The sequence below is a fragment of the Paracoccus aminovorans genome (assembly GCF_900005615.1).
GTDB classification, from domain to species: Bacteria; Pseudomonadota; Alphaproteobacteria; order Rhodobacterales; family Rhodobacteraceae; genus Paracoccus; species Paracoccus aminovorans.
On the sequence record NZ_LN832559.1, the window covers coordinates 521,974 to 548,032 of the forward strand.

The following is a 26,059-nucleotide window of genomic DNA, read 5'->3' on the forward strand; positions in this document are numbered from 1 at the left end:
CCGGTTCTGCCCAAGGATAAGGCAGGCGCATGAATCTTGTCCGCTACGCCCCGCATCTGCGCGCGACTCTCGCGCTGGGCCTGCCGCTGGTCGGCAGCCATCTGGCCCGCATGGCCATCCATGTCGCGGATACGGTGATGATGGGCTGGTACGGCGTGACCGAACTCGCCTCGCTGGTCATCGCCGTGTCCTTCTTCAACATCCTGTTCTTCCTGGGCATGGGTTTCGGCATCGGGGTCATGGGGCTGATCGCCGCCGCCATCGCGCGCGGGGACGAGGTCGAGGTGCGCCGCTCGGCCCGCATGGCGCTGTGGCTGTCGCTGGGTTTCGCGGTGCTGGTGCTGCCGGTGATGTGGCATTCCGGCCCGATCCTGCTGGCCATCGGCCAGGCCCCAGAGGTGGCGCAGCTGGCGCAGGACTACCTGCGCATCGAGGGCTTCGGGCTGATCGCCGTGCTGTGCCAGCTGACGCTGAACAGCTACCTTGCCGCGATGGAGCGCCCGCAGGTGGTGCTGTGGATCACGCTGGCGGGGCTGCCGCTGGTGATCGCGCTGAACTGGGTGCTGATCTTCGGCAATATGGGCGCGCCGGAACTGGGCGTGCGCGGCGCCGCCATCGCCGCCGTGGCGGTGCAATGTCTCCAGCTGCTGGCGATCGTCGCCTATGCCGCCTGGCTGCCCGCGGCGCGCAAATACCACCTGTTCCAGCGCTTCTGGCGTCCGGACTGGGGCGGGATGCGCCGGGTCTTTCTGCTGGGGATGCCCATCGGCCTGACCATGCTGGCCGAGGGCGGGCTGTTCGTCGGCTCGAACGTGATGATGGGCTGGATCGGCACGCGCGAATTGGCCGCGCATGGCATCGCGTTGCAGCTGGCCTCGCTGACCTTCATGCTGCACCTGGGCATGTCGAACGCCGCCACGGTGCGGATCGGCCAGGCCAAGGGCCGCGGCGACGCCGCCTGGATGCGCGACGCGGCGGTGACGGTGACGGCGGTCTCGGCGGTTTGCGCCCTGCTGGCGGTCGCGGGGTTCGAGCTGTTCCCGCGTCAGCTGGTCGGACTTTATCTCGACGCCACCCATCCCGAGACCCCGGCGCTTGTCGACCTGGCGGCCAGGCTGCTGTTCTATGCCGGCCTGTTCCAGCTGATGGACGCGATGCAGGTGATCGGGCTGGGCCTGTTGCGCGGGGTGCAGGATACCCGCGTGCCGATGGTCATCGCCGGGATCAGCTATTGGCTCATCGGCATCCCTGTGGCCTATGGGCTGGCCTTTCCGGCCGGCATCGGTTCGGCGGGTCTTTGGCTGGGCCTGGTGGCCGGGCTGAGCTGCGCCGCCGCGTTGCTGATGCGGCGTTTCTGGCTGGGGCTGCGTCGCGGGGACTGGACCCGCGCGCCGCAGCCGGTCTAGGTTCGCGGGCAAAGCCTTCAGGAGGACCCGATGCGCCCGGTTTTCGTCCAGTTCCGTTGCACGCCCGGCAAGACCTACGAGGTCGCCGACGCGATCTACGACCGCGAGATCGTCAGCGAGCTTTACTCGACCTCGGGGGAATACGACCTGCTGGCCAAGATCTATGTGCCCGAGGACAAGGATGTCGGCCATTTCCTGTCCGAGGCCCTGTTCGACATCCCCGACATCGTGCGCACGCTGACCACGATGACCTTCAAGGCTTTCTAAAGGGGGCTCTGCCCCCGTCGCGCGTATCGCGCGACTCCCCCGGGATATTTGGGCACAAAAGAAGCCCCAGCCGGCCTCTTGCGCCGCGCCGGGCTTTGCGGTTTCTGTGGTGGCATGACCCGGTTCCGCTTCGCCCCCCTTGTCGCCGCGCTGCCCGCCAGCGTGCCCTTCACCGGACCCGAGACGCTGGAGCGGCGTGCCGGCCGGCCTTTCCGCGCCCGGCTGGGGGCCAATGAAAACGGCTTCGGCCCGTCGCCGCGGGCGGTGGCGGCCATGCAGCGGGCGGCGGTCGAGGTCTGGAAATACGGTGACCCCGACAGCCACGACCTGCGCCACGCGCTGGCTGCGCATCATGGAGTCGCGCCGGAGAACGTCATGGTGGGGGAGGGCATCGACGGGCTTCTGGGCCTTCTGGTGCGGCTGACGGTGGCGCCGGGCGAGGCGGTGGTGACCTCGGACGGCGCCTATCCGACCTTCAACTACCATGTCGCGGGATTCGGCGGCCGGCTGGTCAAGGTGCCCTATCGCGACGATGCCGAGGATCCCGGGGCGCTGGCCGGCGCCGCCCGCGACCAGAACGCGCGGCTGGTCTATCTGGCGAATCCGGACAATCCCATGGGCAGCTGGCATACCGCCGGCCGCATCGAGGCCCTGCTGGACGACCTGCCCGCCGCCAGCCTGCTGGTTCTGGACGAGGCCTATGCCGAATTCGCCCCCGAGGAAGCCATACCTCGGATCGACCCCGAGGATGCGCGGGTGATCCGGCTTCGCACCTTTTCCAAGGCCTATGCCATGGCCGGCGCTCGCGTGGGCTATGCGATCGGTCCGGCCGAGCTGATCGCCAGCTTCGACCGCATCCGCAACCATTTCGGCATGAACCGCATCTCGCAGATCGGGGCGGTGGCCGCGCTCGAAGATGCGGACTGGCTGGCGCATGTCCGGGCCGAGGTGGCCGCGTCCCGTGACCGCCTCGCGGGGATCGCGCAGTCGAACGGGCTGACGGCGCTGCCCTCGGCGACGAATTTCGTCGCCCTCGACACGCATTGCGACGGCGCCTTCGCTGGCGCGCTGCTCCAGACGCTGGCGCGGCAGGGCATCTTCGCCCGCATGCCGGGCGTCGCGCCGATGGATCGCTGCATCCGTGTCTCTTGCGGCCCCGAGCCTGACATGGCCGCCTTCGCCGAGGCGCTGCCCCGCGCGCTCAAGGCGCTGAGCTGACAGCTTTTCCGTTTCCCAAATACCCATGCGACCGCGCCACAGGCGCAGGTCATTCCAACGGCAGCGCGGTCGTCGCCTTCAGCTCTTCCATGGACAACAGCGCGGTGACGTTGTGGATCTTCACTTCGGCGATCAGCGCCTGGTAGAAGCGGTCGTAGGCCCGCGCATTCCGCACCCGCACCTTCAGGATATAGTCGATGTCGCCGGCCAGCCGGTGGGCCTCGATCACCTCGGGGCGGGCACGCACCGCCGCCAGGAACCGGCGCGCCCATTCCGGATCGTGTTCGCTGGTGCGGATCAGGACGAAGAAGCAGGCGTCCAACCCCAGCGAATCGGGGTCCAGCAGCGCCACCTGTGCCCGGATGACGCCACCCTCGCGCAGCTTGCGAATCCGGTTCCAGACCGGGGTCTTCGAGGCCCCCACCCGGGCCGCGATGTCGTCGAGCGACAGCGTCGCGTCCTCTTGCAGCAGGGACAGGATTTTGCGGTCGGTATCGTCCAGCCGCACGGGTGTTTGTCGGTCGTCGCTCATTCTGAAATCCCGTCCTTGTCCTTTGCCGTATCGGCGGGACATGTTTCTTATTTTTCCGCCCCACTCGTCAATATGGGGGATTATTTTCTATATTGCAGGGACAGAACACGAAAGGCAAAGGCCATGTCCAAGGGCTTCACCCCATCCCCCGCAACCCCCGGCGTCATCACGGCGAATGACCTGCGCATGGGCCATTGCGTGTGGATGCGTAACGGCCAATGGACCGCCGACCCGCGCGAGGCCGAGCTGTTCGAGGACGTGGCCATCGCCGAACTGGCCCTGCTCGACGCCATCGCCCAGGCCGACCTGGTCGTCGGCGCCTATCTGGTCGAAGCCAGGCGCGGCCCCGACGGCCGCCCCGAGCCGGCCCATTTCCGCGAGGCGTTCCGCCGCAGCGGCCCGACCCACAAGCATTTCCAGCAAGCCGCATTCGAGGCCAGCAATGTTTGACGCACGTCCCCAGCACAACGACCAGCATCGCGAATACCTGCGCCACCGCGCCCAGCAGTTCCGCCGCCAGGTCGAGCGCCGCCTGGACGGCAGCCTGACCGAAGAGGAATTCCGGCCGCTGCGGCTGAAGAACGGCGTCTATCTGCAGCTGCATTCCTATATGTACCGGGTGGCGATCCCCTATGGCGCGCTGACCCCGGACCAGATGCGCATGCTGGGCGATGTGGCCGACCGCTTCGACCGCGGCTATGGCCATTTCACCACCCGCACCAATATCCAGTTCCACTGGCACAAGCTGGTCGACATCCCGGATTCCATGGATGCGCTGAGCTCGGTCGGCATCCATTCGATCCAGACCTCGGGCAACACCATCCGCAACATCAACGCCGACGCTTTCGCCGGCGCCGCCGGCGACGAGCTGGAGGACCCGCGCCCCTGGGCCGAGCTGATCCGCATCTGGTCCACCGACCATGCCGAGTTCCAGTTCCTGCCGCGCAAGTTCAAGATCTCGGTTTCGGCCGGCAAGCAGGACCGTTCGGCGGTCTCGGCCTATGACATCGGGCTGCGCATCGTCGAGAAGGACGGCAAGCACGGCTTCCAGGTCTGGGTCGGCGGCGGCCTGGGCCGCACGCCCTATCTGGGCCAGGTGATCCGCGATTTCCTGCCGCAGGCCGACCTGCTGCCCTATATGGAAGCGATCCTGTCGGTCTATAACCTGACCGGCCGGCGCGACAACAAGTTCAAGGCCCGCATCAAGATCACCGTGAACGAGCGCGGCCTCGACGTGTTCCGCGCCGATGTCGAGGAAGAGTTCAAGTTCCGCCGCCAGCAGTTCTCGGGCCTGGACCAGGAAATCCTGCGCGACCTGCGCGAGCGTTTCGCGCCGCCGGAGTTCCTGGACGCACCGGTCGAGGGTTATGAGGCCGCGCGCGCCGCGAACGGTGCCTTCCGCTCCTGGACCGACACCAACCTGCATCCGCACAAGGTGCCGGGCTATGCCAGCGTCATCGTCACGCTGAAGGCGCCGGGCGCCACGCCGGGCGACATGAGCGCCGACCAGATGCGGCTGGTGGCCGACCTGGCCGAGCGGCTGGCCCATGGCGACATCCGGGTGAACCACGACCAGAACCTGGTGCTGCCGCATGTGCGCAAGGCCGACCTGCCCGAGCTTTACGAGGCGCTGCGCGCGGTCGGGCTGGCGACGGCGAACTTCGGCAAGATCACCGACATCATCTCTTGCCCCGGCATGGACTATTGCACGCTGGCGACCGCGCGCTCGATCCCGATCGCGCAGGATATCGCCGCGCATTTCCGCGCCCGCGGCCTTGAGGACGACATCGGCGAGATGAAGATCCGCATCTCGGGCTGCATCAACGCCTGCGGCCATCACCACCTGGGCCATATCGGCATCCTCGGCCTGGACCGGGCGGGCGTCGAGAACTACCAGATCACGCTGGGCGGCGACGGATACGAGATCCCGAGCCTGGGCCAGCGCGCCGGCGCCGGCTTCCCAGCGGAGGAGGTTGTGCCGGCCATCGACCGGCTGGTCGACGCCTATCTGGAACTGCGGGAATCGCCCGACGAACGCTTCATCGACGCCTATCGCCGTCTTGGGGTGGCTCCGTTCAAGGCGGCGCTGTATCCGGCCGATGCTTGACGACACGCTGGACGCGCGCGCCGCGCGGTTGAATGATCGCTACAAGCATCATGCCGCGACCGAGGTGCTGCGCCGCGCGTTGAAGGACCCGGACCTGGGTTCGACGACGCTGGTCTCGTCCTTCGGCTCGGAATCGGTGGTGCTCCTGCACATGGTCTCGCTGGTGGCGCCGGGAACGCCGGTGCTGTTCATCGACACGATGATGCTGTTCCAGGAAACCCTGGACTATCAGCTCGAGGTCACGCGCAAGCTGGGCCTGACCGACGTGCGGGTGATCCGCGCCAGCGAACGCGAGGTGGCGCTGAACGACCCGGACGGCACGCTGCATCAGTTCAACACCGACGCCTGCTGCGATTTCCGCAAGACCATTCCCCTGGAGCGCGAACTGTCCAAGTTCGATGCCTGGATCACCGGCCGCAAGCGTTTCCAGGGCGGCGAGCGTCAGCAGCTCGACTTCTTCGAATCCGAGCCGCCCTCGCGCCTGCGCATCAATCCCCTGGCGCATTGGCGGCGCGAGGACGTGCAGGAATACATGGCGGAAAACAACCTGCCGCGGCATCCGCTGGTCGCCAAGGGCTATGCCTCGATCGGCTGCGCGCCCTGCACCTCGCCCATCAAGCCGGGCGAGGACCCGCGCGCCGGGCGTTGGCGCGGCCAGGCCAAGACCGAATGCGGCATCCACTTCATCGGCGGCAAGATGGTCCGCGCAGGAGCGAACACATGAGCGATTTCTTTCTGGTCCGCGACGACGGCTTCCATCCCGACGACGGCGCCGAGCCGGTCGTGCTGGGTCCCGACACCGATCCGGCGCGCCTGGGCGACTATCTTGACCACGAACTGCTGGCCGTCGATTTCCCGGCGATGACCGACGGACGGGGCTTTTCACTGGCACGGCTCCTGCGGCAAAAGGGCTACAAGGGTCGCCTGCGTGCCGTGGGCGGCCTGATCGCCGACCAATACGCCATGGCGCGCCGCGTGGGCTTCGACGAAGTCCGCATCCCGGCCGCACTAGCCGCCCGCCAGCCACAGGAACAGTGGCTCTACCGCGCCGACTGGCAGGATTGGGACCATCGGTCGCGCCTTGCCGGTTGAGTCCGGGGTTTCCCCCCGGCGCCCTTGTGATCTAGATAGACCGGAATCGACATGACCCTGGATGTGCCCGTGGCCGAAGTTGCCGCCAAACCCGCAAAGACCCTGCCCGACGCCCAGACCGTGACCGCCGTCCGCCACTGGAACGACCGGCTGTTCTCGTTCCGCGTGACGCGGCCGGCGAGCCTGCGCTTCCGCTCGGGCGAATTCGTGATGATCGGCCTGCCCGGCGACAACGGCAAGCCGATCCTGCGCGCCTATTCCATCGCCTCGCCGGCCTGGGACGACGAGCTGGAATTCTATTCGATCAAGGTGCCGGATGGGCCGCTGACCTCGAAGCTGCAGAACATCCGGCCGGGCGACGAGATCATCCTGCGCCCGAAGCCGGTGGGCACGCTGGTGCTGGACGCGCTGCTGCCCGGCAAGCGGCTGTGGTTTCTGGCCACTGGCACCGGCATCGCGCCCTTCGCCAGCCTGATGCGCGAGCCGGAAAGCTATGAGCGGTTCGAGCAGGTGATCATGATGCACACCTGCCGCACCGCCGACGAGCTGAACTATGGCCGCGAGCTGGTCGAGAACCTGCGCAACGACCCGCTGCTGGGCGAGCTCTATGGCGAGGAATTCACCAGCCGGCTGCTGTACTACCCGACGACCACGCGCGAGACGACACCCTTCATGGGCCGGATCACCGACAACCTGACCTCGGGCAAGGTCTTTGCCGATCTGGGCCTGCCGCCCATGGATGCGGCGAATGACCGCGCCATGATCTGCGGCAGCCTGGCCTTCAACACCGATGTGAAGACGGTGCTGGAAGGCTTCGGCCTGCGCGAGGGTGCCAACAGCGAACCGAAGGAATTCGTGGTCGAAAAGGCCTTCGTCGGCGACGGCATCTGAGGGTGTCGCCGGGGGTTTCACACCCCCGGACCCCCGTGGGGTATTTCGGAAACGGAAAAAGCCCGGCGTTGACAGATCGCCGGGCGTTGCCCATGTTCCGGCGCCGAATCATGCGAAGGAATTTTCATGCCCGTCGTCGTCGTCGAATCCCCGGCCAAAGCCAAGACGATCAATAAATATCTTGGCGACGACTATACGGTTCTGGCGTCCTTCGGGCATGTCCGCGACCTGCCGCCCAAGGATGGCAGCGTCGATCCCGATGCCGATTTCGCCATGAAATGGGAAGTGGCGGCGGACAGCCGCAAGCATGTCAAGGCGATCAAGGATGCCCTGGCGAGCGATCCGAACCTGATCCTCGCCACCGACCCCGACCGCGAAGGCGAGGCGATTTCCTGGCACCTGCTAGAAACCCTGGCGCCGGCCCTGAAGAAGGGCGCCGAGGTCAGCCGCGTGACCTTCAACGCCATCACCAAGAATGCCGTGACCGAGGCCATGGCGAACCCGCGCCAGATCGACCAGCCGCTGGTCGACGCCTATCTGGCGCGCCGGGCGCTGGACTACCTTGTCGGCTTCAACCTGTCGCCGGTCCTGTGGCGCAAGTTGCCTGGCGCCAAGTCGGCCGGCCGGGTGCAATCCGTCGCCCTGCGCATCATCGTCGACCGCGAGATGGAGATCGAGGCCTTCAAGGCCCGCGAATACTGGTCGGTCCATGCCCGCCTAGCCACCCCGCGCGGCGACGAATATGACGCGACCATGACCGTCTTCGGCGGCAAGAAGCTGGAACGCTTCGACATCGCCGATGAAGAAGCCGCCAAGCTGGCCGTCGCCGCGATCACCTCGCGGGACCTGTCGGTCTCCAGCGTCTCGGCCAAGCCCGCCAGCCGCAATCCCTGGCCGCCCTTCATGACCTCGACCCTGCAGCAGGAGGCCAGCCGCAAGCTGGGCCTGGGCGCGCGGGCCTGCATGTCGGCGGCGCAGCGGCTCTACGAGGCCGGCCACATCACCTATATGCGGACCGACGGCATCGACATGGCGCCCGAGGCGGTGATGGCCGCCCGCGACGCGATCAAGAAGCGGTTCGGCGCGGAATACCTGCCGAAAAGCCCGCGCATGTACAAGAACAAGGCCAAGAACGCGCAGGAAGCCCACGAATGCATCCGTCCGACCGACATGATGCTGTCGCCCGACAAGCTGCCCGTCGCGGACAAGGACCAGAAGGCGCTTTACGACCTGATCTGGAAGCGCACCATCGCCAGCCAGATGGAATCGGCGCGGATGGAGCGCACCACGGTCGAGATCGCTTCGGCGGACGGCCAGGTCGGGCTGCGCGCCAATGGTCAGGTGATGCTGTTCGACGGCTTCCTGAAGGTCTACGATCAGGGCCGCGACGACGAGGACGACGAGGACGGCCGCCGCCTGCCGCTGATTCACGAGGGCGAGGCGGCCGACAAGCGCTCGGTCACGCCCGAGCAGCATTTCACCCAGGCGCCGCCCCGCTATACCGAGGCGACGCTGGTCAAGCGCATGGAGGAGCTGGGCATCGGCCGGCCCTCGACCTATGCCAGCATCGTCACCACGATCCAGGACCGCGATTATGTCCGCAAGGAACAGAACCGCCTGATCCCCGAGGACAAGGGCCGGCTGGTCACCATCTTCCTGCTGAAATACTTCCCGCGCTATGTCAGCTACGACTTCACCGCGCATCTGGAAGGCGAGCTCGACGACATCAGCGCCGGCGACCTGGCCTATCGCGAGGTGCTGCGCCGCTTCTGGCGGGACTTCACCGCCGCGCTGGACGGCACCAGCGAGCTGCGCATCACTGAGGTGCTCGAGGCGATCGACGACGCGCTGGCGCCGGCGCTTTACCCGCCGCGCGCCGATGGCAGCGACCCGCGCGAATGCCCGCTGTGTCACAAGGGGCGGCTGCACCTGAAGACGGCGCGTTCGGGCGGCGCCTTCATCGGCTGCACCAATTATCCCGAATGCCGCTTCACCCGCCCGATCAGCAGCCCCGATGCCGAGGTGGTGGGCGACACCGTGCTGGGCAGCGACAATGGCGACGAAATCAGCCTGAAGAACGGCCGCTTCGGCCCCTATGTCCAGCGCGGCGACGTCACCGCCGAACAGCCGAAGCCGCCGCGGGCCTCGATCCCCAAGGGCTGGGACCTGGCCGCGGTCGATCTGGAAAAGGCGTTGGCCCTGCTGGCCCTGCCGCGCGAGATCGGTCCCCATCCCGAGGACGGCGTCCCGGTCGAGGCCGGCATCGGCCGCTACGGCCCCTATGTGAAGCATGGCGCGAAATACGCGAACCTGCCGGATGTGGACGAGGTCTTCACCATCGGCATGAACCGTGCCGTCGAAGTGCTGGCCTCGAAGCCGACGCGGGGCCGCGCCGCAGCCGCCGCGCCGCTGGCGGAACTGGGCGAGCATCCGGAGGGCGGCCCGGTGCAGGTCATGGCCGGCCGCTATGGCCCCTATGTCAAATGGGGCAAGGTCAACGCGACCCTGCCCCGCGACCTGGAGCCCGGCGCGGTCACGCTGGAGCGGGCGCTGGAACTCATCGCCGAGAAGGCTACGAAATCCGGCAAGAAACCGGCGAAGAAGGCTGCGGCGAAAAAGCCTGCCGAAGCCAAGGCCGCCGAGAAGAAGCCTGCCGCAAAAAAGCCTGCGGCGAAGAAACCTGCTGCCAAGGCCAAGGCCAAGGCGAAAAAGGCGGAGTGATGCCCTCTCCGAGCGGTCGGATTTGAGTATTTGAGGAACGAAGAAGTCCCCGTCTCGCGCCAGATGCGATTGGCAACCGTGCGTTTCTTCGTTCCTCAAATACTCATGTCGCGACGTTGGTGCTGTCCTGGCACCGCAATTTGGGCTTTTGGATTCGCGGCACGCTGCTAGGCTCGACCCGTGACGGTTGAGCGGGAGGATGCCATGAAGGGTCGAATCGTCAGGACGGGCCGTGTGGCAGCTTTCATGCTGGCTGGCATGAGCTTTTCGGCCATGGCGCAGCAGGCCGCGATCTTCGACCCGATGGACCGTATCCACCCGGTTTGGGCAGAGAGCGGCATGGTCTCGGCGCAGGAGCGGCTGGCGGCCGAGATCGGCCGGGACATCATGGCGCAGGGCGGCAATGCGGTCGATGCGGGCGTGGCGGTCGCCTTTGCCCTTGCCGTGACCTTGCCGCGCGCCGGTAATATCGGCGGCGGCGGTTTCATGCTGGTCCATGACGCGGAGACCGGTCAGACCCATGCCATCGACTATCGCGAGATGGCGCCGCAGGGCGCCACGCGCGACATGTTCCTGGACGCGGCGGGCGAGGCCGACAGCGAAAGGTCGCTCTACAGCGGCGCGGCCTCGGGCGTGCCGGGGACGGTCGCGGGCATGAAGCTGGCGCTGGACCATTACGGCAGCATGGACTGGGCCGTGGTGATCGCCCCGGCGATCCGGCTGGCCGAAGAGGGGATCACCATCACCCCGGAGCTTGCCGACAGCATCGAGGCCGAGCGCGCGCATCTGGAGAAGTTTCCCGCCAGCGCCGCCATCTTCTTCAAGCCCGGCGGCGTGGCCTATCGCCCGGGCGACAGGCTGGTGCAGGCCGACTTGGCGAAGACGCTGAAGAAGATCGCGGCCGAGGGGCCGGACGGCTTCTACAAGGGCGAGGTGGCCGAGACCATCGCCCGCTCGGTGCAGGCGGCCGGAGGGGTGATCACCCCCGAGGACATGGCCGCCTACAAGCCCGTCCTGCGCGAGCCGGTGCGCGGCAGCTATCGCGGCTATGACATCGTGTCGATGCCGCCGCCGTCCTCGGGCGGGGTGCATCTGATCCAGATCCTGAACGCGCTGGAAGGCTATCCGATCACGACGCTCGGGCAGAACACGGGCGAGACCATTCACCTGATGGCCGAGGCGATGAAGCTGGCCTATGCCGACCGCTCGGAATATCTGGGCGATCCGGATTTCGTCGATGTGCCGGTCGCGGCGCTGACCAGCAAGGACTACGCGGCCGAGATGCGCCGCAAGATCAGCGCCGATTTCGCCATGCCTTCGACGACGATCAAGCCGGCGGACCTCGCGCCTTACGAATCCGACCAGACCACGCATTTCTCGGTGGTGGACAAGGACGGCAACGCGGTCTCGAACACCTATACGATCAATCTCAACTACGGCTCGGGCCTGGTGGCCGAGGGCACGGGCGTATTGATGAACAACGAGATGGACGATTTCTCGGCCAAGCCCGGCGTGCCGAATGCCTTCGGCCTGGTCGGCGGCGATGCCAATGCGGTTCAGGCCGGCAAGCGGCCGTTGTCCTCGATGACGCCGACTATGGTGCTGAAGGACGGCAAGGTCTGGCTGGTCACCGGCTCGCCCGGGCGCGCGCGGATCATCACCACGGTCCTGCAGGTGGTGATGAACATGATCGACCACGGCATGAACGTGGCCGAGGCCTCGACCGCGCCGCGCATCCATCACCAGTGGCTGCCCGACGAGTTGCGGGTGGAAGAGGGCATCGGCCTCGACACCATCCGCATCCTGCAAGCCAAAGGCCACGACGTCGTGGTGAAAGAGGCGATGGGCTCGACTCAGTCCATCATGCGCGACCCGGCGACGGGGATGCTCTACGGTGCCTCGGACCCGCGCCGGCCGGATGCCGCCACGCTGGGCTATTGAGCCAGGTAGTCGCGCAGCGCCACGGCATTGTTGTGCCGGGTGTCGCGGGCGCCATAGAGCAGCACCACCGGGCCGGCGTTGGCCAGTTGCCGCAACTCGCGCACCGGCTGGGGATTGGCGTCCAGTTCCTTGCCGTAGCGGCGGCGGAACTCGTCCCATTTCTGCGGATCGTGGCCGAACCAGTGCCGCAAGTCGTCCGAAGGCGCGATCTCGCGCAGCCACAGGTCGGCGCCCAGCGTCTCGCGGCTGATGCCGCGCGGCCAGATCCGGTCGACCAGCACCCGGCGCCCCTCGCCGGGGTCCGGCGGATCATAGGCGCGGCGGATGGAAATCGCGGACATGGCGGCCTCCCTTGCGACGGAATGCCCGCTCGCGCCAACGGGTTCCCGGCGCGTTGACAGGATTCGCGAATATGTCCACAACTGGCCCGTCCAGTACGGGAGGGATGCATGAGTAAGGTCTACGCGAGCGCCGGGTCTGCGCTTGAGGGTGTTTTGCGGGACGGGATGCTGATCGCGGCCGGGGGTTTCGGGCTTTGCGGCATCCCGGAACTGCTGATCGAGGCGATCCTGAAGGCGGGGACCAGGGATCTGACCGTGGCCTCGAACAATTGCGGCGTCGACGGGTTCGGGCTGGGCAAGCTGCTGGATTCGCGGCAGATCCGCAAGATGATCTCCTCCTACGTCGGCGAGAACGCCGAGTTCATGCGCCAGTATCTCTCGGGCGAGCTGGAGCTGGAGTTCAATCCGCAGGGCACGCTCGCCGAGCGGATGCGCGCCGGCGGCGCCGGCATCCCGGGCTTCTACACGAAAACCGGCGTCGGCACGGTGATCGCCGAGGGCAAGGACCACAAGGACTTCGACGGCGAGACCTATATCCTGGAACGCGGCATCGTCGCGGATCTCGCCATCGTCAAGGGCTGGAAGGCGGACGAGTCGGGCAACGTGATCTTCCGCAAGACCGCGCGCAACTTCAACGTGCCGGCGGCAAAATGCGGCCGCATCTGCGTCTGCGAGGTCGAGGAGATCGTGCCGACCGGCTCGCTCGACCCCGATGCCATCCACCTGCCCGGGATCTATGTCCACCGCCTGATCCAGGGCGCGCATGAAAAGCGCATCGAGCAGCGCACGACCCGCAAGAAGGAGGCCTGAGCATGGCATGGGACCGCAACCAGATGGCGGCGCGGGCCGCGCAGGAGCTGCAGGACGGCTGGTACGTGAACCTCGGCATCGGCATCCCGACGCTGGTCGCGAACTACATCCCCGAGGGGGTGCATGTGACGCTGCAATCGGAAAACGGCATGCTGGGCATCGGGCCGTTTCCGTTCGAGGGCGAAGAGGACCCGGACCTGATCAACGCCGGCAAGCAGACGGTGACCGAGTTGCCGCAGACCGCCTATTTCGACAGTTCCGAAAGCTTCGCCATGATCCGGGGCGGCAAGATCGCGATGGCGATCCTGGGCGCGATGGAGGTGGCCGAGAACGGCGACCTGGCGAACTGGATGATCCCGGGCAAGCTGGTCAAGGGCATGGGCGGCGCGATGGACCTGGTGGCCGGGGTCGGTCGCGTGGTGGTGGTGATGGACCACAGCTCGAAGCACGGCGAGTCGAAGGTGCTGAAGGCCTGCACGCTGCCGCTGACCGGGCAGAAGGTGGTGAACCGGATCATCACCAACCTGGGCGTGCTGGACGTGGTTCCGGGCGGGCTGCGGATCGTCGAGCTGGCCGAAGGCGTCAGCGAGGATGCGATGCGCGCCGCGACCGAGGCGACCATCGTCGGGTGACGCCTGCGAAGCGAGGGGGCTTTCCGCCCCCTCTTGCGGCTGCGCCGCAATTCACCCCCGAGGATATTTGGGACACAAAAGAATGGGCCTGAAGGACAAAGGCCAGATCGCGGCTTTGTTCACCCGAGACGGGCAGTATCTCTGCGCCCGCTGGGGGCGGGCGGTGGCGCCCGTCATCTTCGGGCTGGCCGAAGAGAGCCTGCCGGTGTTTCGCGCCGCGACCAGAGCCGTGCTGGCCCATGCCGGCCAGCCGATCGCCGAGACCGATCCCGAGATGGGCGCGAACATGCTCACCTTCTTCACCCGCGATTGGGACGAGTTGCGGGGCGTGCCGGATTTCGACCGGCTGACCGGGCAGGCCGATCTGCCGGGCCGGCTGAAGCGGCAGGGTGCCGATCAGTATCGCCTCTTCCGCTTCGACGCCGATGGCGCGATTCGCGCCTGCATCACCTTGGTGAATATGGGCGGCCCCCTGGCCAGCGCCCATCCCGGACAGCTGGCCGAGACCCTGGCCGTGCGCGCGATGCTGACCTTCGCGCGCGACGTGACGCCTTCGGCCGCGCTCGCCGGGCTGATCCGCGCCGCTTATGATCCCGCGCTGCCGGCAGCTGCCCGAGATGCCTCGCATGCCCTGCGGCTTGTAGCCCGGCTGTCGTGTTAGGCCTTTCGGCTTCTTTTGTGTCCAAATATCCTCCGGGGGAGTCGCCGTCAGGCGACGGGGGCGGAAGGCCCCCCGACCACCCAGCAACCGGGGCCGCCATGCACAGATTTCCGATCCGCGTCTATTACGAGGATACCGACCTTGCCGGGATCGTCTATTACGCGAACTATCTCAAGTTCATCGAGCGGGGCCGTTCCGAATGGCTGCGGGAACTGGGGATCGATCAGCGCGCGCTGAAACGGCAGGGCATCGTCTTCGCCGTGCGCCGGGTCGAGGCGGACTATCTGTCCCCCGCGCGGTTCGAGGATTTGCTGGAGGTCCAGTCCCGTCTGTACGATCTGAGACCGGCGCGGATCGTGCTGGACCAGCGCGTGATCCGGGGCGAAACGGAACTGTTCCGGGCGCGGGTCACCATCGCCTGCCTGGCCGATTCCGGGCGGCCGGCCGCCGTTCCCGAGGACGTGGCGGCGCGGTTGCGGGCGGTCGGTCCCGGCGGCAACTGACGCAGATTTGACGTCGGCAGGGTTTTGCCGCCCGGGCTCTTCTGCTAGTTGGCCTTGGCAGAAGCCGCGCCGCAGCGGCCCAAAGGACAGGCCGAAATCCATGGAACAACTCGCCGGAGCCGGGCAGCCGGTCGATTTCTCGCTGATCGCGCTGTTCGCGCGCGCCTCTCTGACGGTGCAGATCGTCATGGTGATCCTGATCCTGGCCTCGTTCTGGGCCTGGGCGATCATCATCCGCAAGTTCATCAGCTTCAACGCCGCCCGGCGCGAGGCCGACCGCTTCGACCGCGCCTTCTGGTCGGGCCAGCCGCTTGAGGATCTTTACGACCGCATCGGCGACAGCCCCTCGGGCGCGGCCGAGCGGGTCTTTTCGGCGGGCATGACCGAATGGCGCCGCAGCCACCGCGACGACGGCAACCTGATCGCCGGCGCCACCGCGCGCATCGACCGCGCCATGAACGTCGCCATCAACCGCGAGAACGACCGGTTGACCGGGGGGCTGCCCTTCCTGGCCACCGTCGGCTCGACCGCGCCCTTCATCGGCCTGTTCGGCACCGTCTGGGGTATCAAGACCGCCTTCGAGGAGATCGCGATCTCGCAGAACACCTCGCTGGCCGTGGTGGCGCCCGGGATCGCCGAGGCGCTGGTCGCGACCGCGCTGGGCCTGCTGGCGGCGATTCCTGCGGTGATCTTCTACAACAAGCTCAGCGCGGATGCCGACCGCATCACCGGGAATTACGAATCCTTCGCGGACGAGTTCTCGACCATCCTGTCGCGCCAGCTGGACGACGAATAGATGGGCGCCGGGGTCGTCAAGCGCGGACGCAAGGGCCGGGGCCGCGCCCGCAGCCAGCCGATGGCGGAAATCAACGTCACGCCCTTCGTGGACGTGATGCTGGTGCTCTTGATCATCTTCATGGTCGCGGCGCCGCTTCTGACCGTGGGCGTGCCGCTGGAACTGCCCAAGACCGCCGCCCAGGCGGTGCCGGCCGAGCCCGAGGAGCCGCTCGCCGTCTCGATCACCCCCGAGGGGCCGATCCTGGTGATGACCTCGGAAGTCCCCGAGGACGAGCTGGTCACGCGCCTGCGCGCCGTGGCCGAGGAGCGCCAGAGCGACAAGATCTATCTGCGTGCCGACGGCGCCATTCCCTATGCGCGGGTGATGCAGGTCATGGGCGCCCTGAACGCCGCTGGGTTCAACAACATCGTGCTGGTCACCGAGGCCGGCGGGCCGCGCATGGACGCGGGCGGGAATGGCTGACGCCATGGACCGGGCGGATCGCATCGGCTACTGGGTCTCGGGCGTCGCCCATGCCGGGCTGATCGGCGCGGCGCTGGTCGGCGGCGCGCTGTTCCGGCCGCAGCCGTTGGAAGCGGTGCGCATGGCCGAGGTCGCCACCATGTCCGAGGCCGAATTCCAGTCGCTGGCCGCCGCCGCCGCAGGGCGCGGACCGGTGGCCGAAGAAGCCGCCTCCACGCCGGCGCAGCCGCGCCCGCCCAGCGACGAGAACCGCCCGGGAGCGGTAGAGGCGGTAAGCCCGCCCGTCCCGGACGGTCAGGTCGCGGAACTGGCCACGCCCTCGGAGCGGCCCGAGGCGCGGCCGGACCTGTCGGATTTCCAGGGCACCCGCCGGCCGGTCGCCGTCGCGACCGATGCGCCGCAGGTGTCGCCGCCCGACAACGCCATGGACCTGGCCGCCCTGCCGCAACCTGCCGACCGGCCTGACCCCGCGCGCAACCCGGCGCAGTCTCCGGCACCGATTCCGCAACGCTCGGCCCAGGCCCCGGCCGAATCCGCCCGCCCGCGCGGCCGTCCCGAGGGGCTGGCCGAGGCCGTGCAGGCCCGCCGCGCGAGCGCCGAGGCCGCCCGCCAGCGCGAGGCCGTCCTGGCCCGCGAAGCCGAGGAAGCCGCCGCCGAGCAAGCCGCCGCCAAGAAGGCCCAGCAAGAGGCGGCCCGTCGCGCCGCCGAGGAACGCGCCCGGGACGAGCGCCGCGAAGCGGCCGCGCGGCAGGCCGAGGCCGATGCCGCCCGCAAGGCCGACGCCGCCAAGGAACGTGCCCGCCGTCAGGCCGAGGCGGAAGCCGCCGATCAAGAGGCTGCCGCCGAGCAAAAGGCCGCGGAAAAACGCGCGGCCGAGAAAAAGGCCGATGCCGCGCGCCGTGCCGCCGCAGAAAAAGCCGCCGAGCGGGAGGCCGCAGAGAAAGCCGAGAAGGCAGCCGCCGAAAAGGCCGAAAAAGCCGCGGCGGAGAAGGCCGAAAAGGCCGCTGCCGAGAAGAAGGCCGCCGAGGCCAAGGCCCGCAAAGAGGCCGAGGAAAAGGCCGCCGCGGCGAAGAAGGCTGCCGCCGAAGCCGCGGCCGAGAAGAAGGCCAAGGAACAGGCCGAGGCCGAGCGCAAGGCCGAGGCCGCCAAGCAGGCCGCGCTGAAAGAGGCGATGCAGGATCAGGGCTCGGCCGGGTCCGGCGGCGGCGGGGCGGCGGCCAGCGGTCCGCCGCTGAGCCAGGGCGAAAAGGACGGCTTCCGCGTCGCGGTCGAGCAATGCTGGAACCGCGGCTCGCTGTCGACCGAGGCCAGCCGGACCACGGTTTCGGTGCGCTTCTCGATGGCGCCGGACGGCACGGTCGAAAAGGGCTCGCTGCGGATGATCGGCAGCGAGGGCGGCTCGGACGCGGCGGCGAAACAGGCCTATGAGGCCGCGCGCCGGGCGATCCTGATGTGCGAGCGCGGCGGCTACAAGCTGCCGCCGGAAAAATACAACCGCTGGAAGGATGTCATCATCGACTTCAACGCCAGCGGTGGCGCGCGGGTCAAGTGACATGCTATTGCCCGCGCAACACTCCCATCCTGCAACCAAGACCTTACGAGGGCGATTCATGTTGCGTAAAATCCTACTGACCTCCGTCATGGCCCTCGCGGGTCTTGGCACGGCTGCGCCGGTGCTGGCGCAGGACGGCCCCCTGCGGATCGAGATCACCGACGGCGTGATCGAGCCGATGCCCTTCGCCATCGCCAAGTTCCACGACGAGGGCGGCGCCGGCGAATACCTGTCGCAGGTGCAAAGCCTGATCGCCGCCGACCTGACCGGCACCGGGCTGTTCCGGGAAATCCCGGCCTCGGCCCATATCGCCCGGCCGGAAAGCTTCGACGCGCCGGTTTCCTACGAGGATTGGAAGGCCATCAACGCCCAGGCGCTGATCACCGGTGCCGTCCGGGTCGAGGGCGGCAAGGTCATCGTCAAGTTCCGGCTGTTCGACGTCTTCGCCGGCCAGCCGCTGGGCGACGGCATGCAGTTCGACGCCGCGACCGGCAACTGGCGCCGCGCCGCGCATAAGGCGGCCGACCAGGTCTATGCCCGGCTGACGGGCGAGGGGCCGTATTTCGACAGCCGCGTCGCCTTCGTGCAGGAGGCCGGGCCCAAGGACGCGCGCCGCAAGCGCATCGGCATCATGGATTACGACGGCGCCAACGTGAAATGGCTGACCGACGATTCGACGCTGGTGCTGAAGCCGCGCTTCTCGCCGGACGGATCGCGGCTGCTTTACACCAGCTATGCCACCGGCTTCCCGCAGGCGGTGATGATGGACGTGAACTCGCTGTCCACCCGTCAGCTGAGCGCGGGCCAGCAGGGCACCATGAGCTTCTCGCCCCGCTTCTCGCCCGACGGGCGCTGGATCGTCTATTCGCTGGAGCAGAACGGCAATACCGACATCTACCAGATGGACGCCGGTTCTGGCGCGCAGCGGGCGCTGACCAACGCGCCTTCGATCGAGACCTCGCCCAGCTACAGCCCGGACGGCAAGCAGATCGTCTTTGAAAGCGACCGCTCGGGCGTGCCGCAGCTTTACGTCATGGGCGCGAACGGCGGCGAGCCCAAGCGCATCAGCTTCGGCTCGGGCCGCTACGGCACGCCGGTCTGGTCGCCGCGCGGCGACATGATCGCCTTTACCCGGCAAGAGGGCGGCAAGTTCTACATCGGCGTCATGCGCACCGATGGCTCGGAAGAGAAAATGCTGACAGAATCGTTCCTTGACGAGGGGCCGACTTGGGCCCCCAATGGGCGCGTGGTGATGTTCACCCGCGTGACCCCCGGCGGCAACGGCGAACCGCGCCTGCATTCGGTGGACATCACGGGGCGCAACATGCGGCCGGTCAAGATCAATGGCGCAGCCTCGGACCCCGACTGGGGCCCGCTGCTGCCCTAAGCGCGTGAGATGGACAGGAATATGAAGACTTTCATCAAGATTGCCGCGGTCGGCGCCGTTCTCGCGCTGGCGGCCTGTGCCCGTCCGGCGCAGGACATGCAGGTGCAGGACCCCTATGCCGGGGCCGGCGGCGCGGGCATGGGCGGGGTCGGCGCGGCGGCGCTGCCGGGCTCGCCGGAATATTTCAAGACCGCCATCGGCGACACGGTGCTGTTCGCGGTGGACCAGTCGACGCTCTCGCCCGAGGCGCGCACCCAGCTGGCCAACCAGGCCGGCTGGCTGAACCAGAACCAGGGCTTCTCGGCCGTGATCGAGGGTCACGCCGACGAACAGGGCACCCGCGAATACAACCTCGCGCTGGGCGCGCGGCGGGCCAGCTCGGTGCAGGAATACCTGATCTCGCAGGGCGTGGCGCCCGGCCGGCTGCAGAAGGTCAGCTATGGCAAGGAACGGCCGCTGGCGATCTGCTCGACCGAGGAATGCTATTCCAAGAACCGGCGCGCGGTGACGGCGCTGCGGTCAGGGGCGGGGACGTGATGCCCGGAAATCCCATCAGAGGCTGGCTTCTTGCGGCCGGCTTGGCGCTGGCGGCGCTGCCGGCGGCGGCGCAGGACGGCCAGTCGCTGGCCGACATCCGCACCGAGCTGAACCAGCTTTCCGCCGACCTGCAATCGCTGCGGGCGCAGCTGGTGGCCTCGGGTCAGGCCGGCTTCGCCGCGGCGGGCGGCGACAGCGCCATCGACCGCATGAACGCGATGGAGGCGCGGCTGGCGCAGCTGACCGGCCAGACCGAGCAGTTGCAGAACCGCATCGACCGCGTGGTCAAGGACGGCACCACCCGCATCGGCGACATCGAGTTCCGCCTGTGCGAGATGGAAGAGGGCTGCGACCTGGGCAGCCTGACCACGCCGACGCTGGGCGACCAGGGCGGATCGTCGCCCATGCCGTCCTCGGACCAGAAAGGGGCGCTCGCGCCTGCCAGAACCCCTTCGGCCGGGGCCGCCACCGCGGCGGAAAAGGCCGATTTCGACCGGGCCCGGGAGGTGCTCGGTCAAGGTGACTTTCGCCGTGCTGCGGACCTCTTCGCGGCCGTCGCCAAGACCCATGCCGGCGGTCCGCTGACCGCCGAGGCGCTGTTCCTGCGCGGGGCGGCGCTGGATTCGGCCGGCGATCTGGACGGGGCCGGGCTGGCCTGGCTGGAAAGCTTCGCCGCCAATCCCGACGGGCCGCAGGCGGCGGATGCGCTGTTGGGCCTGTCCCGCGCCATGTCGGCCAAGGGCGGCCCGGGCGAGGGCTGCTTCTATCTTCAGGAAATCGCCAATCGCTTCCCCGAGGCCCCGCAGGCGGCCGAGGCGCAGAAGCGCATGGCCGAGACCGGCTGCGAGCCGCTGATCGAGGGCTCGGCCCAGGACGCCGAGGGCATGGATCCGGACATGGACCCCGAGGCTGCCGCGGACCTGGCGGATGGCGGCTGAACCGGGCGCGGTCGAAACCCGCGCCCATGCCGCGCTGGACCGCTTGGCCGGGGACCTGCCCGCCCTGGGCATCGCCCTGTCCGGCGGCGGCGATTCGGTCGCCTTGATGCACCTGGCGCAAGGCTGGGGCCGCGCGCGGCTGCTGGCGGCAACGGTTGACCACGGGTTGCGCGCGGGCTCGGCCGACGAGGCCCGGCAGGCCGGGCAGGCCGCCGCGGCGCTGGGCATCCCGCATGAGACATTGCCTTGGCATCGCGAGGGCGGCGGCAACCTGATGGCTGCCGCGCGTGAGGCACGCCTGCGCCTGCTGGCCGACTGGGCGGGGCGGCACGGCCTGCCCGCAGTGCTTCTCGGCCATACGCAGGACGACCAGGCCGAAACGCTGCTGATGCGGCTGGCGCGCGGCGCCGGCGTGGACGGTCTTTCCGGCATGGCCGCGCGTCGTGCCGCGCAGGGCACGATCTGGTTGCGGCCGCTGCTGGCGATCTCGCGCGCGGAACTGCGCGGCTGGCTGGTGGCGCGCGGCATCGGCTGGATCGACGACCCGTCGAACGAGCGCGAGGATTTCCAGCGCATCCGCGCCCGCAAGGCGCTGGCCGGGCTGGAGCTGCCTCTGTCGCAACTGGCGCAATCGGCGGCGAACCTGGCCATGGCGCGCGATGCGCTGTCCCATTACGCGGCGCAGGCGGCCGAAGGCGCGCGGTCCCGCGCCGCCGGCCTGTCCCTGCCGCTGCCCGCCTTCCTGGCCGCACCGTCCGAGATCCGGCGCCGGCTTCTGGTCACCGGCCTGCGCTTCGTGACCGGCGGCGACTATCCGCCGCGGCGCGCGCCGGTCCTGCATGCGCTGGACGAATTGGCGCAGGGCCGGCAGGTGACGCTGGACGGGGTGATCGCCCGGCCGCGGGAGGGCTGGCTGCAGCTGCTGCGCGAACCCGCCGCCAGTGCCCGCACCGCGCCCGCGACGGGCGATCCCGTGGTCTGGGACCACCGCTGGCGCATCCGCGGCCTGGCTCCGGGTCAAGAGGTGCGTGCGCTGGGCCACGATCCGCTGCCGGGCCTGCCCTGGCGCGATTCGGGCCTGTCCCGCGACGAGGCCGCCGCCACCCCCGCCGTCTGGCAGGGCGAGGCGCTGCTGGCGGCGCCGCTGCTGGAACCGGCCGCCAATGTCTCGGTCGAACCCCTGCGCGGACTGCCGGATTTCCGCGCGATGCTCTATGTGCATTGAACCTGACGGCGGAATCCCTATTTTCACACGAAAGCCTGTTTACCCGCGGAGGACCTGCCTTTGGGCAACGCGCGCAATATCGCCTTCTGGGTCGTGCTGTTTCTGATGATCCTGGCGCTGTTCAACCTGTTCAGCGACGGTTCTTCTCAGATGAACAGCCGCCAGATCAGCTATTCCGACTTCATCCAGCGGGTGGACAAGGACGAGGTTTCCTCGGTCACCATCGACGGCGAGACGGTCGGCATCCTCGGCAAGGACGGCAAGCAATATGCCACCGTCCGTCCGCAGGGCGAGGAAATCGCCGACCGGCTGATCGACAAGGGCGTCGAGGTCAAGGTCGAGCGCCAGCAGCAGTCGGGCTTCATGTCGCTCTTGGGCGTCTGGCTGCCCTTCATCCTGCTGATCGGCGTCTGGATCTTCTTCATGAACCGGATGCAGGGCGGCGGCAAAGGCGGGGCCATGGGCTTTGGCAAGTCGCGCGCCAAGCTGCTGACGGAAAAGCACGGCCGGGTGACCTTCGACGACGTCGCCGGCATCGACGAGGCCAAGGAAGAACTGGAAGAGATCGTCGAATTCCTGCGCAATCCGCAGAAATTCAGCCGTCTGGGCGGGAGGATCCCGAAAGGCGCGCTGCTGGTCGGTCCGCCCGGCACCGGTAAGACGCTGCTCGCCCGCGCCATCGCCGGCGAGGCGGGCGTGCCCTTCTTTACCATCTCGGGCTCCGATTTCGTCGAGATGTTCGTCGGCGTCGGCGCCAGCCGCGTGCGTGACATGTTCGAGCAGGCCAAGAAATCCGCCCCCTGCATCGTCTTCATCGACGAGATCGACGCCGTCGGCCGCGCCCGTGGCGTCGGCATCGGCGGCGGCAACGACGAACGCGAGCAGACCCTGAACCAGTTGCTGGTGGAAATGGACGGCTTCGACGCCAACGAGGGCGTCATCATCATCGCCGCCACCAACCGCAAGGACGTGCTGGACCCGGCGCTCCTGCGCCCCGGCCGTTTCGACCGCCAGATCTATGTCCCGAACCCCGACATCAAGGGCCGCGAAAAGATCCTGTCCGTCCACGCCCGCAAGGTGCCGGTCGGCCCCGACGTGGACCTGCGCATCATCGCGCGCGGCACGCCCGGCTTTTCTGGCGCCGACCTGATGAACCTGGTGAACGAGGCCGCGCTGACCGCCGCCCGCATTGGCCGCCGCTTCGTCGCCATGGAGGATTTCGAGAACGCCAAGGACAAGGTCATGCTGGGTGTCGAGCGCCGCAGCATGGTCCTGACCCCCGAGCAGAAGGAAAAGACCGCCTATCACGAGGCCGGCCACGCCATCGTCGGCCTGTCCCTGCCGAAATGCGACCCGGTCTACAAGGCGACGATCATCCCGCGCGGCGGTGCTCTGGGTATGGTGGTCAGCCTGCCGGAAATGGATCGGCTGAACTATCACAAGGACGAGGCCAAGCAGAAACTCGCCATGACCATGGCCGGCAAGGCGGCCGAGATCATCAAATACGGCGCGGAAGGCGTTTCGAACGGCCCGGCGGGCGACATCCAGCAGGCTTCGGCGCTGGCGCGCGCCATGGTCATGCGCTGGGGCATGTCCGACAAGGTCGGCAATATCGACTATGCCGAGGCGCATGAGGGCTACCAGGGCAATACCGGCGGCTTCTCGGTCTCGGCCGCGACCAAGGAGCTGATCGAGCAGGAGGTCCACGGGTTGATCGAGGAAGGCTATCAGGAGGCCTGGCGCATCCTGAACGAGAAGCAGGAGGAATTCGAGCGCCTCGCCAAGGGTCTGCTGGAATACGAAACCCTGACCGGCGAGGATATCGGCAAGGTGATCCGCGGCGAGGCCCTGGGCGGCGACGACGATACGCCCGGCTCCTCCATCCCCTCGGTCACGGCGATCCCGCGCGCCGGCAGCGTCGCTCCGCCCCCCGACGCCGCGCCGCAGCCGCAGGGTTGAAGTCCAAGAACCCCCGGGTCTCGACCCCGGGGGTTTTCATGGCACAACTCTGGTCCGGCAGGCTCAGAGCAGCAACAGCGCGACGGCGCCAAGCGCCAAGCCGAGGCCGAAACCGATATTGATCACGAAACTGGCGGCTTTCATGCGAGCGACCTTTCTGTGGCAGGGCATGGCTTGCCCTCAGCTGGAAACGAAACGCCGATTCCCGCCAGCCCGTTTCTGATTGAGCGGAATTTTGCCGATGACCTGCGACATGCGCGCAACAATCCGCCGATCCTGCGGCTTGCCTTGGCGGGCGCATCAGGGCATGGGACGGACATGAGCACCTTCGACCCGCCGCTGCCCCCCGATTCCGCCATGCCCGACCTGCGGGCCCGCATCGATGCGCTGGACGCCCGGCTGATCGCGCTTTTGGCCGAACGCTCGGCGCTGATCGACGAGGCGGCGCGGATCAAGGCGCGCGAAAGCCTGCCTGCCCGCATCCACAGCCGCGTCGAGGAGGTCGCCGCCAATGCCCGCCGCCTTGCCGCCGAGCAAGGGCTGGATCCGGATCTGGCCGAGCGGCTGTGGCGGGTGATGATGGAGCATTTCATCGCCCAGGAAGACCGGCTGCTGTCCGACCGCGGACGAGCCTAGCCGTCTGCCGCCATGTTTGACGGTTTCGGTCCTCTCCATGACATGGAAGCAGGCCCGAAGGGACCGGTTGGTCGCGGAAGCGCCACGATCAGGCTGTCCAAGCAGCAATACAGAGATCGCAAGCGTCGCCGGGCGGCCAACTCGGTCTCGACCCCATGACGGCGGCGGCCCTGCGCAAGCCCGAGTCCGTCGAGGACCGCAAGGGCCAACGCCCCGCACCGAGGCCCAAGAGGCGATGGTGGTGGCATTTCGCCGCTATACGCTGCCCACTTGATGATCGCTTGCGTTCAAGCTTGCGATACTGCGACTGACCCGCTCAGCGCTCAGCACTGCGTGCTTGCCCGATGTCGATGGCGGCAATCCGAACGGCAGCGTTCCCAGCACCATCCGTCGGCTTCTCCCGTACGGATATTGCCGAGGTCCGGACGAGCGAAGGAAATCCTGTTCGCAGCCGTCGACATGCATTTTTCGGCGACGCAACTGGTCGACATGGCCCGCAGAAAGAAGACCCTGCCCCTATTGCCTGCGCGGGCAGGAAAACCTCTGCGACCGGCCGGGCTTCACCGGCTACACGAGCGACGGCGGCTATGCCACCGCGGTCGTCGCCGATGCCCGCTTCATCTTTCCGCTGGGCGAGGAAGGCGCGGACGTGGCGCTGGCGCCGCTGCTCTGCGCCGGGCTGATCGGCTGGCGTGCGCTGACCATGGCCGGTCAGGGCCGGCGGCTGGGGCTTTACGGCTTCGGCGCCGCGGCCCATATCGTCGCGCAGGTGGCGGCCTGGCAGGGCCGTTCGGTCCATGTCTTCACCCGGCCCGGCGACCGCATGTCGCAGGATTTTGCCCGCAGCCTGGGCGCCGACTGGGCCGGCGGTTCGGACCAGCCGCCGCCCGAGCCGCTGGACGCGGCGATCATCTTCGCTCCGCTGGGCGAACTGGTGCCCGTGGCGCTGCGGGCGGTGCGCAAGGGCGGCCGCGTGGTCTGCGCCGGCATCCACATGGGACGGGACGCCAACCTGCCGCATTCCAATCGTGCTCGAATCAAGGGACAGGTCGCGCCGATGAGCTGAACCATCAAGCACGGCGAGGCGGATCAAGAAACGACTCGGCGGATAGTTTTCTGTCGAACGTCCAAACCCTGCATTCCGACGACGATCGGCGGTGTCGCCACCGCGGCGACTCGTTGGAACCAAATTGAAGGCACCCGACGATCCACACCTTACGCTGACATTCACAAGATCTGGACTTCAGCCCCAGACAGTTTCATCGTCGATCCGATCCCGAAAGATGCCGGCAACAAGCATCTAGCCGCGGCGGACCCACGCGCCGACCGGGCGCCGCGCCATGGGCTCACGCCGGAAAAGCCGGAAGAGCTACCACTCCGCCTGTTCTTTTGTGCGGAAATATCCTGCGGGGGTCCGGGGGCGCAAAGCCCCCGGTCGCGGC

Annotated in this window: 26 protein-coding genes; 24 read left to right on the forward strand and 2 right to left on the reverse strand. The window is 67.9% G+C overall.

Features of this window, described 5'->3' with window-relative positions:
* Positions 1-29: 29 nt before the first annotated feature.
* From JCM7685_RS02665 to JCM7685_RS02675, 3 genes are all read left to right on the forward strand, one after another.
* A complete protein-coding gene (locus JCM7685_RS02665) occupies positions 30-1,406 on the forward strand; it encodes an MATE family efflux transporter (protein ID WP_074966868.1) in 1,377 nt (458 codons plus the stop codon).
* Positions 1,407-1,436: 30 nt separating this feature from the next.
* Complete coding sequence (locus JCM7685_RS02670) at positions 1,437-1,673, forward strand: Lrp/AsnC ligand binding domain-containing protein (RefSeq protein WP_074966867.1); 237 nt, start codon at positions 1,437-1,439, stop codon at positions 1,671-1,673.
* Between the two features lie 114 nt (positions 1,674-1,787).
* Positions 1,788-2,891, forward strand: a complete 1,104-nt coding sequence (locus JCM7685_RS02675; RefSeq protein ID WP_074966929.1) for a pyridoxal phosphate-dependent aminotransferase — start codon at positions 1,788-1,790, stop codon at positions 2,889-2,891.
* 49 nt (positions 2,892-2,940) lie between these two features.
* Here JCM7685_RS02675 and JCM7685_RS02680 read toward each other — a convergent pair whose 3' ends face one another.
* Entirely contained in the window at positions 2,941-3,423 is a 483-nt protein-coding gene (locus tag JCM7685_RS02680) for an Lrp/AsnC family transcriptional regulator (RefSeq protein WP_074966866.1), read from the reverse strand.
* Between the two features lie 123 nt (positions 3,424-3,546).
* On the opposite strand from JCM7685_RS02680, the gene JCM7685_RS02685 reads away from it, so the two are divergent.
* The 7 genes from JCM7685_RS02685 to ggt all read left to right on the forward strand — a co-directional run bounded on the left by JCM7685_RS02685 (position 3,547) and on the right by ggt (position 12,175).
* Positions 3,547-3,873 (forward strand): DUF2849 domain-containing protein, encoded by a 327-nt coding sequence (locus JCM7685_RS02685; RefSeq protein WP_074966865.1) that lies wholly within the window; start codon positions 3,547-3,549, stop codon positions 3,871-3,873.
* Positions 3,866-5,530 carry a nitrite/sulfite reductase gene (locus tag JCM7685_RS02690; RefSeq protein WP_074966864.1) on the forward strand — a complete coding sequence of 555 codons (1,665 nt, stop codon included), beginning with the start codon at positions 3,866-3,868 and terminating at the stop codon, positions 5,528-5,530. Before JCM7685_RS02685 ends, JCM7685_RS02690 begins: the two co-directional genes overlap by 8 nt.
* Complete coding sequence (locus JCM7685_RS02695; RefSeq protein WP_074966863.1) at positions 5,523-6,254, forward strand: phosphoadenylyl-sulfate reductase; 732 nt, start codon at positions 5,523-5,525, stop codon at positions 6,252-6,254. Before JCM7685_RS02690 ends, JCM7685_RS02695 begins: the two co-directional genes overlap by 8 nt.
* The gene (locus JCM7685_RS02700) at positions 6,251-6,622 is read left to right on the forward strand and encodes a DUF934 domain-containing protein (protein ID WP_074966862.1); all 372 of its coding nucleotides are present in this window, start codon (positions 6,251-6,253) and stop codon (positions 6,620-6,622) included. Before JCM7685_RS02695 ends, JCM7685_RS02700 begins: the two co-directional genes overlap by 4 nt.
* Before the next feature lie 51 nt (positions 6,623-6,673).
* The gene (locus JCM7685_RS02705) at positions 6,674-7,513 is read left to right on the forward strand and encodes a ferredoxin--NADP reductase (protein WP_074966861.1); all 840 of its coding nucleotides are present in this window, start codon (positions 6,674-6,676) and stop codon (positions 7,511-7,513) included.
* A gap of 126 nt (positions 7,514-7,639) precedes the next feature.
* Positions 7,640-10,234 (forward strand): type I DNA topoisomerase, encoded by a 2,595-nt coding sequence (gene topA / locus JCM7685_RS02710; protein WP_074966860.1) that lies wholly within the window; start codon positions 7,640-7,642, stop codon positions 10,232-10,234.
* Between the two features lie 234 nt (positions 10,235-10,468).
* Entirely contained in the window at positions 10,469-12,175 is a 1,707-nt protein-coding gene (gene ggt / locus JCM7685_RS02715; RefSeq protein ID WP_231964677.1) for a gamma-glutamyltransferase, read from the forward strand.
* Here ggt and JCM7685_RS02720 read toward each other — a convergent pair.
* Complete coding sequence (locus JCM7685_RS02720; RefSeq protein WP_074966858.1) at positions 12,169-12,516, reverse strand: DUF488 domain-containing protein; 348 nt, start codon at positions 12,514-12,516, stop codon at positions 12,169-12,171. The genes ggt and JCM7685_RS02720 overlap by 7 nt on opposite strands.
* A gap of 108 nt (positions 12,517-12,624) precedes the next feature.
* Between JCM7685_RS02720 and JCM7685_RS02725 the strand changes: the two genes are divergently transcribed.
* The 14 genes from JCM7685_RS02725 (at position 12,625) to JCM7685_RS02790 (ending at position 25,683) form a co-directional block, all read left to right on the forward strand.
* The gene (locus tag JCM7685_RS02725) at positions 12,625-13,326 is read left to right on the forward strand and encodes a CoA transferase subunit A (protein WP_074966857.1); all 702 of its coding nucleotides are present in this window, start codon (positions 12,625-12,627) and stop codon (positions 13,324-13,326) included.
* Positions 13,327-13,328: 2 nt separating this feature from the next.
* Positions 13,329-13,958, forward strand: coding sequence for a 3-oxoacid CoA-transferase subunit B (locus JCM7685_RS02730; protein WP_074966856.1), 630 nt, complete (start codon positions 13,329-13,331; stop codon positions 13,956-13,958).
* A gap of 82 nt (positions 13,959-14,040) precedes the next feature.
* Positions 14,041-14,619: a hypothetical protein gene (locus tag JCM7685_RS02735; RefSeq protein WP_083412634.1), complete on the forward strand. Its 579-nt coding sequence runs from the start codon at positions 14,041-14,043 to the stop codon at positions 14,617-14,619.
* Positions 14,620-14,717: 98 nt separating this feature from the next.
* Positions 14,718-15,122: a tol-pal system-associated acyl-CoA thioesterase gene (gene ybgC, locus JCM7685_RS02740; protein ID WP_074966855.1), complete on the forward strand. Its 405-nt coding sequence runs from the start codon at positions 14,718-14,720 to the stop codon at positions 15,120-15,122.
* 100 nt (positions 15,123-15,222) lie between these two features.
* Positions 15,223-15,918: a protein TolQ gene (gene tolQ / locus JCM7685_RS02745; protein WP_074966854.1), complete on the forward strand. Its 696-nt coding sequence runs from the start codon at positions 15,223-15,225 to the stop codon at positions 15,916-15,918.
* Complete coding sequence (locus JCM7685_RS02750) at positions 15,919-16,383, forward strand: ExbD/TolR family protein (RefSeq protein WP_074966853.1); 465 nt, start codon at positions 15,919-15,921, stop codon at positions 16,381-16,383.
* On the forward strand, positions 16,376-17,935 hold the full coding sequence (locus JCM7685_RS02755; protein ID WP_231964678.1) for a protein TolA: 1,560 nt from the start codon (positions 16,376-16,378) through the stop codon (positions 17,933-17,935). Before JCM7685_RS02750 ends, JCM7685_RS02755 begins: the two co-directional genes overlap by 8 nt.
* A gap of 58 nt (positions 17,936-17,993) precedes the next feature.
* On the forward strand, positions 17,994-19,322 hold the full coding sequence (tolB, locus tag JCM7685_RS02760; RefSeq protein WP_074966851.1) for a Tol-Pal system beta propeller repeat protein TolB: 1,329 nt from the start codon (positions 17,994-17,996) through the stop codon (positions 19,320-19,322).
* Between the two features lie 21 nt (positions 19,323-19,343).
* Positions 19,344-19,859 (forward strand): peptidoglycan-associated lipoprotein Pal, encoded by a 516-nt coding sequence (gene pal / locus JCM7685_RS02765; RefSeq protein WP_074966850.1) that lies wholly within the window; start codon positions 19,344-19,346, stop codon positions 19,857-19,859.
* Positions 19,859-20,797 carry a tetratricopeptide repeat protein gene (locus JCM7685_RS02770; protein ID WP_074966849.1) on the forward strand — a complete coding sequence of 313 codons (939 nt, stop codon included), beginning with the start codon at positions 19,859-19,861 and terminating at the stop codon, positions 20,795-20,797. Before pal ends, JCM7685_RS02770 begins: the two co-directional genes overlap by 1 nt.
* A complete protein-coding gene (gene tilS, locus JCM7685_RS02775) occupies positions 20,787-22,022 on the forward strand; it encodes a tRNA lysidine(34) synthetase TilS (RefSeq protein ID WP_083412633.1) in 1,236 nt (411 codons plus the stop codon). The genes JCM7685_RS02770 and tilS overlap by 11 nt, the downstream gene beginning before the upstream one ends.
* A 60-nt stretch (positions 22,023-22,082) precedes the next feature.
* Entirely contained in the window at positions 22,083-23,981 is a 1,899-nt protein-coding gene (gene ftsH, locus JCM7685_RS02780; protein WP_074966848.1) for an ATP-dependent zinc metalloprotease FtsH, read from the forward strand.
* A gap of 318 nt (positions 23,982-24,299) precedes the next feature.
* Positions 24,300-24,617 (forward strand): chorismate mutase, encoded by a 318-nt coding sequence (locus JCM7685_RS02785; RefSeq protein ID WP_074966847.1) that lies wholly within the window; start codon positions 24,300-24,302, stop codon positions 24,615-24,617.
* 649 nt (positions 24,618-25,266) lie between these two features.
* Entirely contained in the window at positions 25,267-25,683 is a 417-nt protein-coding gene (locus tag JCM7685_RS02790) for an MDR/zinc-dependent alcohol dehydrogenase-like family protein (RefSeq protein WP_231964726.1), read from the forward strand.
* The last annotated feature ends 376 nt before the right edge of the window (positions 25,684-26,059 follow it).